Genomic DNA, 13684 nt, shown 5'->3' on the forward strand with positions numbered 1-13684 from the left:
ATAACAATTATCGAATTTCGGTAGTATTCATTTAAAGCGACACAACGAATGAGGAGCTTGATTTGAATAAAACCGGTAGCAGAATGATTGGGAATAAAATCCACTCAATAGACCAATGCAGCATTAAAAACCGCCTGATTTTCAGTAGCCTGATAGCCGTCTTTCTACTTTTAACATCTGCGCTGTATGCCCAGAAAACCGCCGAAAACAACGCGGTAGACAGCCTGCCCGTGATCTCCCAACCCGGTATTCCAGTCGATAGCATCATTGCCCGGCTTGAAAAAGGGCATACGGCCCTGAATGACATCAACAACCGCACCCGGCGGGGATTCAGCACCTGGCAAATCGAGAATAACCTACCGGAAGTTCAGTCGTACATCAAAACGATTCGGACCAATCTGACGCTGTACCAAAAGGTGCATGACATGAAAAACATGCTCATGTTTCAGGTGCTGCTCGAGGACATGCAAACGCAGCTCAAAGTCTGGCGGGAAACGCTTTCCGGGCATGAAAAACAGTTGTCGGGCATGAACGGGCAGTTGATTTCGCTGGCGCGGGATTCGGTGCTGGTTCTCCCCGCCGACAGTTCGTACCGGGCCTTGTATTTTAACTCGCTGAAAGAATTACGGCAACAGTGGATCGACGCGAGTGAATCGACCAATAAAAACCTGACCCGCATCAATAAACTTCAGGCCGCGGTTTCCGACGGTTTTTTCGAAACCGCCGAATTAACCAATGTCGTCAATGAGCGCATTCGGGAGTTTAATGTCAAAATTACCGGCAAGGAAACCGATTTTATCTGGGCCATTCCCAAAAGCGAAGGTTCCGACGATCACCTGGATAATTTGATCAAGCGTTCTTACGAAGGACAGCGGGATATGCTGGCGTATTATTTTGATCGAAGTGCGGGCAACGGACTTTATATGTTGCTAATTGGATCGGCCTTTTTTGCCTGGATATTCCGGAGTTTTTCAATTATTAAACGCCACGGAAAACAGCAGGAAGTTCAGAAAGAATTAAAAATTAAATACCTCCGCGCCATTCCCATTTTTCCGGTGCTGGTTGTCGTCTTTAATTTAGCTCCTTTTTTCGATCTTCGCCCCCCGGCGGTTTACGTCGAACTGACGCAGTTTATTCTTTTATTGGCCCTTACCGGCTTGTTTTTCCGAAGCTGGCCCCGGCAGCTTTTCCTCAACTGGCTGGGCATTGTTACGCTCTATATTCTGGTCATTATCACCCGGACGTCGATCATCGATCCGGGCATCACCTTCCGGCTTTGGCTCCTGGTTCTCAACGCCATATCGGTCGTCTTCGGGTTTCTGTTTCTGTTCCGAATCCGCAAAACATTATCGCTTACCGGTTTTATCAAACAGGTTTCCATTCTGTATATTATCCTGAATATACTGGCCATATTCTGCAACATTTTTGGACGAATGAGTTTGGCGAAAATATTCTCTACAGCCGCCATTTATGGGTTGACGCAGGCCGTTGGCCTTTTTACACTGATTCAGATTATCAACGAAGCCTTTGCGCTTCAGGTCATGCGTGGAAAACTCACCGAAGGCATTGCCGCCCGGTTTAATTACGCCAAACTGGAAATCGGGTTGCACCGCATGATGAGCGCCCTTGCCGTGGTCGCCTGGCTGATCATTTTCACCAATAATCTCTACATCTACAATGCAGTTTATCAGTTCCTTGCCCATTTTTTAGGAACGGAGCGAAGCGTTGGCAGCACGAGCTTTACGTGGGGAAACATCGTGTTGTTTTTTCTGGTACTTTACCTTTCCGGTGCGCTGCGGAAATACATCGGGTATTTTTTCGGGGAAACCGACGACGAAATCGGCGGAAACATCAGCAATGCCGATTCGCGGCTGGTGATGATCCGGCTTTTCATGCTCATCGGCGGTTTTCTGTTCGCCATTCTGGCTTCCGGCATCGGGCTGGACAAGGTAACGGTGATCGTCGGTGCGTTGGGTGTCGGGATCGGTTTGGGGCTTCAGAACATTGTCAACAACCTGGTTTCCGGTATCATCCTGATCTTCGATAAACCGTTCCAGATCGGTGATTTTATTGAGATTACCAACAAAAAAGGACGCGTGAAAACCATCGGGATTCGCTCCAGCCGCCTGCTGACGACAGAAGGTTCTGAAGTGATCATTCCCAACGGCGATCTGCTGTCGGGGCAGGTTATCAACTGGACGATCAATCACAAAGCCAAACGAATCGAGCTGACGATTAAAGCCGATGCGGAACACGAGTTAAGCACGCTGAAAGCATTGATTAAAGAAGAAATAACGAAACATCCGAACGCCGTTAAACGCCAGCAACCCGAAATTTTATTGTCCACGATCACGAACGATGCCATCGAGTTAAAAGTGCGGGTCTGGATCAATTCGGTCAACAAAGAAGATCAGTTTCGGAGTGAAATTTTGTTGAATCTGTACCGGCGGTTTAAAGAAGCGGGGATTAAGATGATGTAACGTTGACAGGAACGCGGATTGTACGGATTAGGACGATTTAGTATTCTGTCACTCACTCCGTAAACCCTTCATCGAATTCATCAACGCGGCTTTGATGCTCTGGAAGCTCACGGTCAGCAGCGTGATTGCCAACGCGCCCGCGACCGATGCAGCCGAAATCTACTGGTAGAGCCGGAAATAATCGTGGTCTTCAGAGTTTGATTTCACCGCTAATCTTAGCAGCTTTACACCCATTTATACCACGTTTACAATGGATGTGATTCAGGAAGGTCTAGCTAAAAAATACATTAAATTCGATTCCGAGGAGCGTAAATACATTACCTACGTTATTCCTGATGTAAAAAAATCGTTTACAAACCCGGAAGAAAAAGTTCGGGCCGAAACCTACCTTCAACTGATCCTTCAATACGAGTACAAACCCCAGCATATCGATGTTGAGGTTACGGTTCCGGCTCGTATTCCATCTATCCACGCCGATCTTGTCGTCTATAAAGATGACGCAAGGAAATCGCCCTACATCGTGGTCGAGTGTAAAAAAGAAACGGTTTCTGAAGCCGAATTTGTTCAGGCTATTGAACAGGGATTCGGCTACACCCACTCCTTACGGGGTGATTATCTTTGGGTTACGTCAGGACTAAAATCGAAATATTACGATGTTGGTAATTTCCCGGCGGGAGAACGCATTGATAACATCATTGCGGCTATTCCCCGCTTCGGACAAAGTAAACTCAGCCGGGCAAAATACTACAAACGGGCCGTCGATGAAGATGGGCGACCCGCGTTTGATCTGGAAATCGTTGCCCAGGATGAACTGACGCGCGTATTCTCACAAGCCCACCAGGCCCTTTGGGCGGGTGGCAAACGCAATCCTTCAGAAGCATTTGATGAACTCGACAAACTTATTTTTTGCAAACTGTGGGATGAAAAAAGGGCTCGCAAGAAAGGAGAACCGTACGATTTTCAGGAATTTACCAAAGAAGATCCAGATTTTCTACTCAAGCGGGTACGGGCCATCTATGAGGAAGGCCGGTTAAAAGACCCTGAAGTGTTTCGGGAGCCAATTCGGCTAACCGCGTCTGAACTCCGCACCATTGTGGGTTACCTGGCGAAGCTCAACATCGGCGATACCGACCTGGACAGCAAAGGCCGGGCGTTTGAAACCTTCCTGGGTTCTTTTTTCCGGGGTGACTTCGGGCAGTATTTTACGCCCCGCGAAGTGGTCGATTTTATTGTAAAAGTGCTGCCCATCCGCAATGAATCGCGGGTGCTCGACACGAGTTGTGGAAGTGGGGGTTTCCTGCTCTACGCGCTGGACAAAGTGCGCGCACAAGCCAACCACATGGCTGAGGAAGGATACTTTAAAAAAGAGAGTGTACAGCATTACAACCATTGGCACGATTTCGCCGAGAAGAACCTATACGGCATCGAGATTTCGGAGAGCATTGCCCGAACGGCCAAAATGAATATGATCATCCACGACGACGGCCACACCAACGTCATTAGTTTCGACGGCTTACAGTCGGACCAGGAAATCATCGGAAAAACCGGTAACAAAGGATTCAAATACAACAGTTTCGACTACATCATTACCAACCCACCTTTTGGTTCCTCTGTAAAACAGACTGAACAGGCTTATTTGAAAAACTACCGGCTGGGTATTAAAGACGTGAGCTGGATCGACCGCAAGCAGAAAAACATCAGTCAGTTGGGTCCGCGCGACAGCCAAAGTACCGAGGTGCTGTTTATCGAACAATGCTGGCGGTTTTTGAAACCGGGTGGCAGGCTGGCTGTGGTGGTGCCCGATGGCGTACTGACCAACAGCAGCGCGCAGTATGTACGCGACTGGATGGAGGAACATTACCGCATTGTGGCCGTGATCTCGCTGCCACAGGATGCGTTCAAAGCCACCGACGCCGGCGTAAAAAGCTCGGTATTGTTCCTACAAAAACTAACCGAAAAGCAAACCGAACACATTCAGCACGCCAAGCAAAAACTACAAAACCGCCTTTGGGAGAAGCCGGACTACAGCCAGGCCATTGCAAAACTGGAAGCCGAGCGCGACCGCATCATGAAAAACCATCAGGGATTCGACGCGTCGCTCATTAACTGGGAGAGCGAAGAAAACCTGAAGAATCTGAAAGGACAAGCCATTGATCCCGGTTTATTTGACAAAGCCAAACAGCCGCTTGGCGGTCCAAACCGCAAACTCATCGAAAAAACGGAGGAATACCGGGCCTGGAAAGCGGAGATCACGAAAGAACACAGCGAACGCATTACAGAACTGAAAGAAAACCTTCAGGACGAATACCAGGCCGAACTCGCGCGCGACGTTGCCAACTATCCCATTTTCATGGCCATCGCCGAGCAGATCGGCTACGACGCCACGGGCCGCAAAACCGGAGTGAACGAACTCGATACCATTGCGGAGGAGCTTAAAGGGTTTATTGCTGACATCGACAGCGGGCGAGACCGTTTTTTCGCCTAAGCCCCGGTTTAGACGAAAACAAACTGTTTTTGTTGAATCGGGGCGAATTGGTGGGGCGTTGGGACCTATTATATCCCTGAACTAGTTGCTTTAGAGAAAAAAGTTTGGGCAAGGGGCGCAGTACCTCTTAGACATTTTATCCGGCGTATGGCAAGCGGTGCCACACCTGCAAAGGCAGAAGAGGAAAAGTTTTATTCGACAAAAGCGACTGGAGGAATACCATTTATTCGCGTTCAAAATTTAAAAGAAACCTCCGAATTAGTTACTGATGAACTGAAATACATCAATGATTTTACACATACTGAATATTTGAAGCGTAGTCAGGTAAGCGGTGGCGATTTGTTGACAAAAATTACGGGCGTAGGGCGTATGGCTGTTTCGGCAGTTGCTCCCACTAACTTTAGTGGTAATATTAACCAGCATATTGTTGTCTCAAAAACGGAAAACTATAGAACCAGTGAGATATTAGCTGCTTACTTAAATTCGGATGTAGGAGAAAAACTAGCTTCGCGCCGATCAACGGGAGGCACACGCCCTGCCTTAGATTATCCTGCATTACGATCGATACCAATAGTTTTTGATCCTATTATTGTTGATGTATTAACAAAGGCTGTTATCCAAAAACGCCAACAGGAAACCCAAGCGCAAATTTTACTCGACAGCATTGACGAGTATTTATTGAGCGAGTTAGGCATCAAGTTGCCCCCGGACCTGGATAATACCACCGAAAACCGGATGTTCAAAACGTCGTGGCGGCAGTTATCAGGTGGGCGGTATGATCCGACTTTCCAGAAAGTAATTACTGAATTCAAAGGGTCTAAATATCCGTCCAGACGACTTCGCGATTTTGCTCAAATTAATCCAGCTACTAAATTCAAAGGGTTGCAAGATGCCGATGAGGTGACATTTATACCCATGGAAAACGTTAGCGAAGATGGCTCTATAGATACATCATTAAATCGTATAGCTGCTGACAGTAAAGGGTACACTACATTCGCTGAAAATGATCTTTTAGTAGCCAAAATTACTCCTTGTATGGAGAACGGCAAAACGGGCGTAGCTCGCAATTTGACGAACCAATTTGGCTATGGCTCTACTGAATTCCATGTTTTTAGGCCAAAATCCGATAATCTTAATATAGATTATCTTCATGCCTTCTTTCATGCTAATTTTTTCCGTCAAAACGCAAAATTGACTTTTGGCGGATCGGCAGGCCATCAACGGGTCCCTCCTGAATTCTTCAAAAAAATGTATATCCCCTTGCCCCCTACTCCTGTACAAATCAAAATTGTACAAGAAATAACAACCAGGCAGCAGCAAGCGCAATCCCTCCGTCAACAAGCGCAACACGATTTTACCGCAGCGAAACGGGAAATTGAACGATTGATTTTAGGCTAATCCAATTTTGTTACAATATCAAAATACAGACACTTTTTTTTCTTAAGTGTAACAATGAACAAGAGCATATTTTTATTTTTTTAGCTTACAGACAAACAGTTATCCCGAAAGGACTGTTTTTAGAAGGCAGGTAATACCACAAAAAGTATTATCTTTGTAACAGTCTTCCCAACCTCATCTTTACGCTATGAACACCCAACACGAAACGGTCGGCCAGAATATCCGGCAGTTTCGCGAGCGGCTGGGTTTTACGCAGGCCAGCGTAGCCGATTACCTGGGCATTGCCCGTGAGCAAATCAGCTACTACGAAACCGGTACCCGACCCGTCTCGACCGACCACCTCCAGAAACTGGCCGACCTGTTCGGCATCGATGCTTATGACCTATTAGAAGCGGATAGTGTCCAACAGCAAATCAACGTAGCCCTGGCTTTCCGGGCCGAGGAACTTACCGTGCAGGATTTGGTGAGCATCGCCCAGTTCCGGCGCGTTGTGAACAATTACCTAAAAATGCAGCATGTTCTGGCCCATGAAGCGTAAGCACAACAGCACACAACTCCTGCTGGAAAAGCGAGCCAGCGAATTTCGACAGGCTCACGGCCTAAACGACCGTGAGCCTATTCGCCTGAAAAGTCTGTTACAAAAACTGAACGTACAAACGTTGTTCAAACCCTTAAGTGATCAGTTCTGTGGTATGGCGATTAAATCGGGCCAGCATCGTTTTATGCTGGTTAACACCAATCAATCGCTGGGGCGTCAACACTTTACCATCTGCCACGAACTCTATCATTTATTTATCCAGGCAGATTTCACTTTCCAAGTTTGCATACCGGGGCAGTTTGATTATAAAAACCCTGAAGAATACAAAGCAGACTGGTTTGCCGCCTACCTGCTTATTCCACGCGATGGCGTGCTGTCGCAGATCAACAATCTGGATGAGTTGGATCAAAATCAGATTAAGCTGAGCACGATACTAACCATTGAGCAGTATTTTTCCTGTTCACGCCAAGCATTATTACGTCGATTGGAAGACATGGAACTGATTGACCGGGCGTATGGCGAATCACTCAAACAGGACGTTAAACGGTCGGCTACGTTGTTTGGATTCACGACTGAACTATACGAATCGGGTAATGAAGGGCAGCACATTGGCGATTATGGAACGAAAGCCAAGCAATTATTCGATTCAGAGAAAATTTCAGAAAGTCACTACTACGCCCTTTTAAAAGACTTAGGCGTCGATATAAATGCGCTACAAGTCTGATTTGACCGATAATGAGTAAGATTATCCTGCTGGACGCGGACGTCGTTTCCCACTTCATATACGCCGGTGAGATTCTCACCTTACCTCAAGTATTCAAGCCCATTCCAATTCGCATACTGGACAAGGTTTACGATGAGTTGGAGCAATGGCGCGAAAAGAAGACACAGGTGGATAACCTGGTTAACATGAAATTGCTGGAAATCATGCCTTTCCCAGACGATAATCCTGCCATCGTCCGGGAATTTTTGCATATTCAGAAAATGCTGTTTAAAGGCAAAGGTGAAAGTGCCTGTATGGCCGTTGCTCAGTATACGAAAGATATTCTGGCCAGTAGCAACCTAAAAGACATCAAACGATACTGCGATCTACACAAAATTATCTACTTGACTACGATGGATTTTTTGTGCCATGCCCGATCAACGGGCCTATTTGATGAAAACCGTTGCGATGCCTTTATCCAATCCGTTCGTAGCAAGGGACAAAAGTTGCCCGTTGAAAAAATGAGTGCTTTTACTTGCCGCGATTTATCGGCTATCGAAATTCCGTAATACAATCCGTCTCTGCTTACTCGCTTCTCAAACTCTTCACGGGATTCATCAAAGCCGCTTTCACCGTATGAAAACTGACGGTCAGCAAGGCAATGACCAACGCCAGCAGACCGGCTGCGGCAAAAATCCATCCCGAAATGCGGATGCGGTAGGAATAATCCTGAAGCCACTGGCTCATGGCGTACCACGTAATCGGAGTGGCAATCAGAAAGGCCATCAAAACCAGTTTCAGAATGTCTGTGGATAAGAGGGTAACGATCTGGCTCACCGTGGCTCCCAACACCTTCCGGATGCCGATTTCTTTCCGGGATTGTTCAACCGTGAAGGAGGTTAATCCGAATAAACCGAGACAGGAAATAAAAATAGCCAGGGCCGCAAAAAGGCCCGCTAAGGTCTTGGTACGCTGTTCATTTTCGAATTTCCGGGAATAATCCTGATCGACGAATTGATAATCGAAGGGATAGGCCGGGTTGTATTTTTTGAAGGCGTCTTCGGCTTTTGCCAGATTTTCCGCCGTCGAATTTGCGGGGTTAAATTTGATGTGCATGGTATTGAACCAGGCCCCCGGCCCCTGAATGACCACCGGCGGGATGGGGTTATACGGCGAACCCACAATATAATCCTTTACCACGCCCACAACCCGCCAGCTTCGCTTTTCGTCCCGGTTTGAAAGCGTCTGCCCGATCGGATTTTTAAAGCCCATCAGCTTGACGGCAGTTTCGTTCAACACCACGGAGAAGCTATCCGCCGGGTACCGGTAACCATCGATATCCCGCCCCTCGACCAACGTCATGCCCGCCGTTTTGATCAGATCGGCATCCGAACTGAAGAGCGTGATGGCGGTGTTGGTATCTTTCGGATTTTCACCCGGCCACCGAAGGCCCCAGCTGCGCCAGCCGTCGTTCGTCAGATCCGTCATGGTTTTTGTGACAGAAACCGCAGCCCCCGAACGGATTAACTCCTGTTTGATCGGCCCGTAATTTTTCTCAATATCACCGACAAAACTGACCTGAATCAGATCGGTATTGGCGTAACCTTTGTCCCGTTCCTGGCCGTAAATGATCTGGTCGCGGACAATCATCGTGGCGATAACAAGCACAATGGCAAAGGTAAACTGGAGCACCACCAGCACTTTCCGGGGCGACAGACCCAACTGGCTTTTTTTGAATTGCTTCGTAAAAATTCCGACTGGCTGGAAGGAGGAAAGATAAAAAGCCGGATAACTGCCCGCCAGCAAGCTGGTGAGAACCACAAAGCCAAAAGTCCAGAGCCAGAATGAATACTGCTGGTAGGGAATCGAAAGCTGCGTGCCGATGAGCATATCGAACGACGGCAAGGCCAGCATAACCAGCAACAGGGCAACGGCTCCGGCCAGACAGGCGGTGAGAAAGGCTTCGGTAATAAACTGCCCGATCAACGACCCGCGACCCGCCCCGGCCACTTTCCGAACGCCAATTTCTTTGGCCCGTTTTTCGCTTCGGGCCGTGCTCAGGTTCATGAAGTTGATGCAGGCAATCAGCAAAATAAAGGCAGCAATCAGTCCAAACACGCGCACGGTTTCGATGCGCCCACCCACCGGTTTTCCGTTTTCAAATTCAGCATACAAATGCCACTGGCTCAGCGGAAACAGGAAATGCGTCCAGACATCCCGGCGCCCCGCATACCGCTGCGTCAGGTCTTTGATTTTTGCCGTGAAGGCGGCAGGGTTTGTATTCGGTTTCAGCAAGACATACGTTGGCGTGTTGTTGCTGAGCCAGCTCTCGTTGCTCCAGCCGCTTCCCAATTTTTTCAGATAATCCCAGGGTAACAGGTATTCAAAGGTAAAGCGCGTATTCGGCGGCAAATCCTTTAAAATACCGGTGACCACGAAATGATCGACAGAATCGAGCCGGATGGTTTTATGCAGGACGTCGGTGGTACCGAACAGTTTCCGGGCGAGTTTTTCGGTAATGACAATGGACGAAATTGCGTTGAGTTGCGCGTTTTTAGACCCTTCCACCAACGGAAAGCTGAACAGTTGCAGGAAAGAAGGGTCCGCAAAAGCTCCCTGAATGCCGGTGAAGCTTTTATCATCGACCCGGATCAGAAACTGGTCAACGTCTTTTACCCGCGTAACGGCTTCTACTTCCGGGTAATTTTGTTGCAAGGTCGGAGCCAGCGGTTGCGAGGTGGCCGGTATCGCAACCGGTTCTCCACCTGCGCTGTTCGTCAGGCCATAGACCTGATAAAGCCGGTTTTTGTGTTCATGGAATTTGTCAAAGCTAATCTCATTCTGGAGCCACAAGGCAATCAGCGCGGCTCCGGCCATGCCCACCGCCAATCCGCCGATGTTGATGATGGAGAAACTTTTCCCGCCCATCAGGTTGCGGAAAGCAATTTTAAAATGGTTGGATAGCATGGCCGTAGGAGTTGGATTCGGATACTCGGATGGTTTACGTTTGATGAATGATAGCCTGACATACGCCAGCACGTCCCACCAATACTGTCGCCGGGCTTTCGTCTCGCCCAGCCGCTCCGCCCGCCGGAAATACCGTTCGTGCATGTCGCCCAGCACCTCCTCGCGCAGATGCGGAGCAATGAGCCAGGTCAGGAGCTTGTCGGGCCAGCGGGGCGGGTTTGGGGTTTCCATAAAATGAATATTAAATAATAAATGATGAATGCTAAATATTAAAGTGGCTCCGCACGCTTTCAACGTACTTCCTTAATCATACTTTTACATTTGATTTTTAGCATTTTACATTTATTATTCCCTTATTTTCATTCCGAACGAAGTGACTTCACCGGATTCATCAAGGCCGCTTTGATGCTTTGAAAACTCACCGTCAGCAACGTAATGACCAACGCGCCAGCGCCCGAAACCGCAAAAATCCACCAGGAGATTTCCGTGCGGTAGTCGTATTTTTGCAGCCAGTGATGTAGGAAATACCAGGCAATGGGCGTAGCAATGCCGAAGGCGATAACGACCAGGATGACAAAGTCTTTGGATAATAACCGCCAGAGGTTGAAGACCGAAGCACCCAGCACTTTGCGGACACCGATTTCTTTGGTGCGCTGCTCGGCCACGAACGACGCCAGCCCGAACAAGCCCAGGCAACTGATGAAAATGGCCAGAATGGCGAACACCGAAGCCAATCGACCGATCCGTTCTTCGGTGGCAAATTTCAGGGCATACTGCTGATCCGAGAACTTATAATCGAACGGACTACCGGGGTTGAACTGGCGAAAGACGGTTTCGATCTTAGCCAGCGATTCACTGGCGCTCTGGTTGGGGTTTAACCGGATATTGATCACACTGGCCCACTCATAACTCAACAGGAAAACCGTCTGATAAACGGGTTCGAAAGGAGAGCCCATCACCAGGTCTTTGACAACGCCGATAATCTGATGCGGTTTTCCATTCCATTTGACCGTTTTCCCCACCGGATCTTTGAGGCCCATGTAGCGGATGGCGGTTTCGTTCAGCACCATACCCGACGAATCGGTTGAAAAGGCCCGGGAAAAGTCGCGCCCTTCGATGAATTGCCAACCGACGGTTTTCCCAAAATCATGGGTCACGGCAACCGTCCCAAACTGCTCCTTCAAATTGGGATCTTTGCCTTCCCAGTCAAACCCGATCAGCCGTGAATTCAAATTCGTTACTGGAGTCGAAGCGGTCGACATCTCCAGGACCGCCCCCGTTTGCAGGAGTTCGTTCCGCAAGGCATTGTAACGCCCGTACAATTCCGGTGTATTCATGGTAATCGTAATCAGGCCACTGCGGTCATACCCAATCGGACGGCTTTTCGCGTACTGGATCTGGCGAAAAACAATGATCGTACCGATGATCAGCGTGACGGAAACCGTGAACTGGACGACGACCAGCACCTTCCGGGGAATGGAAGCAAACCGGCTTACCCGAAAAGTCCCCTTCAGCACGTTTATGGGGCGGAACGACGACAGGTAAAACGCCGGATAACTGCCCGCCAGGATGCCGGTCAGAAAACTGAAACCGATCCCGGATAGCCAGAAAATGGGATTGGCCCACAGAATCGCAATGTTTTTATCGGCCACCTCGTTGAAGAATGGCAACATGAGCTGCACCAGCAGCAACGAGATCACAAAGGCAATCGCCACCACCAGCAGGGATTCGCTAAAAAATTGGCTGATCAGTTGGCTTCGGAGGGAGCCAATGGCTTTGCGGATTCCCACCTCTTTCGCCCGCTTTTCCGACCGGGCCGTCGAGAGATTCATAAAGTTGATGCAGGCCAGAAAGAGCACAAATACGCCGATGATGCCGAACAACCAGACGTATTGAATCCGGCCCTCTACGTTACCGGATTTGTCCCAGCCCGTATACAAATGCCAGCGGCTCATCGGATGCAAAAAAACTTCCGGCTTCGCATAAGCCGTTTCTGGAACATGTTTTAGCCTTAGATTTTTAATTTTTGCCGTAACAGCTTCAAAATCAGATTTCGCTGCAAGCTGAGCCAGAATTTGCCAGGAGTTGTTCCCCCAGTCGGCGTTGTCCTGCGCTTGCTTCACCCACGACTCCGACGAAACGTATAAATCCCAGGGTGCCATAAACGTCATGTCCCGAAACTCGGTGTTATGCGGTAAATCCTGGTAAATACCGGTTACTTTGACGTTCAGTTTATTATCGATCTTCAAGATTTTGCCCAGCGGGTCGGCATCGCCAAAAAGCACTTCAGAAACGGATTGAGACAGGAGAATGGAGGACGGATCGTTTAGTCCTTCCCGCGTTCCTTTAAGCATCTTGAGGGTCAACAGATCGGGAGCTTCCGGACTCATGAAATTCCCCGTTTTCGTCAATTTCGTATCGCCATAGGCCAGGATATGTTCCCGGGTCCAGGAAGACAGCACCACGGATGTAAAATCATCGGCATAAGCGGTGCGAAGTTCATTTCCCAACGGAATGGGCATGTACTCTCCGGCCCCAAACTCCCCGTTCACGACCGCACTTTGCATCACCTTGGCAATGCGATCGTAATTTTGGTGGTATTTGTTGAAGGACAACTCATCATAAATCCACAAGCCAATGAGCATCGCCACCGCCATGCCCGTGGCCAGCCCGCCGATGTTAATGAGCGAATAGCCCTTGTGTTTCAGCAGGTTTCGTTGCGCGATTTTAAAATAATTTCGTAGCATGACAGGACTCAGAAAGAAAGGTGAAGAATACGCCGATGGTTTTCGTTTCAGGTTTGACAGCCGCAGATACGCCAGCACGTCCCGCCAATACCGCTGCCGGGCCTTGGCTTCGCCCAGGCGCTCCACCCGTCGGTGAAACCGTTCGTGCAGATCGCCCAGCACCTCCTCGCGCAGGTGCGGAGCGATGAGCCAGGTTAGCAGGCGGTCAGGCCAGCGGGGCGGACACGGTTTTCGATTCATATGGTTTAATATCAAATGATGAATAATAAATGTTGAATGATAAAGTGGCTCCGCACGCTTTCAACGGGCTTCCTTGCCCCTACTTTTACATTTAGCATTTATCATTTTACATTTATTATTCCCTTC

General features: G+C 48.7%; 8 protein-coding genes. 6 read left to right on the plus strand and 2 right to left on the minus strand.

Annotation, left to right across the window (positions count from 1 at the left end; genetic code table 11):
• Positions 1-83: 83 nt before the first annotated feature.
• From DUE52_RS27225 to DUE52_RS27250, 6 genes are all read left to right on the plus strand, one after another.
• The gene (locus DUE52_RS27225) at positions 84-2480 is read left to right on the plus strand and encodes a mechanosensitive ion channel family protein (protein ID WP_114409245.1); all 2397 of its coding nucleotides are present in this window, start codon (positions 84-86) and stop codon (positions 2478-2480) included.
• A gap of 250 nt (positions 2481-2730) precedes the next feature.
• On the plus strand, positions 2731-4965 hold the full coding sequence (locus DUE52_RS27230; RefSeq protein ID WP_114409246.1) for a type I restriction-modification system subunit M: 2235 nt from the start codon (positions 2731-2733) through the stop codon (positions 4963-4965).
• A 147-nt stretch (positions 4966-5112) separates the two neighbouring features.
• Positions 5113-6363 carry a restriction endonuclease subunit S gene (locus tag DUE52_RS27235; protein ID WP_114409247.1) on the plus strand — a complete coding sequence of 417 codons (1251 nt, stop codon included), beginning with the start codon at positions 5113-5115 and terminating at the stop codon, positions 6361-6363.
• 187 nt (positions 6364-6550) lie between these two features.
• Positions 6551-6901: a helix-turn-helix domain-containing protein gene (locus DUE52_RS27240; protein WP_114409248.1), complete on the plus strand. Its 351-nt coding sequence runs from the start codon at positions 6551-6553 to the stop codon at positions 6899-6901.
• Positions 6891-7625, plus strand: a complete 735-nt coding sequence (locus DUE52_RS27245) for an ImmA/IrrE family metallo-endopeptidase (protein WP_114409249.1) — start codon at positions 6891-6893, stop codon at positions 7623-7625. The genes DUE52_RS27240 and DUE52_RS27245 overlap by 11 nt, the downstream gene beginning before the upstream one ends.
• A gap of 11 nt (positions 7626-7636) precedes the next feature.
• Complete coding sequence (locus DUE52_RS27250; RefSeq protein WP_114409250.1) at positions 7637-8173, plus strand: hypothetical protein; 537 nt, start codon at positions 7637-7639, stop codon at positions 8171-8173.
• 16 nt (positions 8174-8189) lie between these two features.
• On the opposite strand, the gene DUE52_RS27255 is transcribed toward DUE52_RS27250, so the two are convergent.
• Positions 8190-10802, minus strand: coding sequence for an ABC transporter permease (locus DUE52_RS27255; protein ID WP_222930331.1), 2613 nt, complete (start codon positions 10800-10802; stop codon positions 8190-8192).
• Positions 10803-10930: 128 nt separating this feature from the next.
• The gene (locus DUE52_RS27260; RefSeq protein ID WP_222930332.1) at positions 10931-13558 is read right to left on the minus strand and encodes an ABC transporter permease; all 2628 of its coding nucleotides are present in this window, start codon (positions 13556-13558) and stop codon (positions 10931-10933) included.
• Between the last annotated feature and the right edge of the window lie 126 nt (positions 13559-13684).

The sequence above is a fragment of the Larkinella punicea genome, assembly GCF_003334855.1.
Lineage (GTDB): Bacteria > Bacteroidota > Bacteroidia > Cytophagales > Spirosomataceae > Larkinella > Larkinella punicea.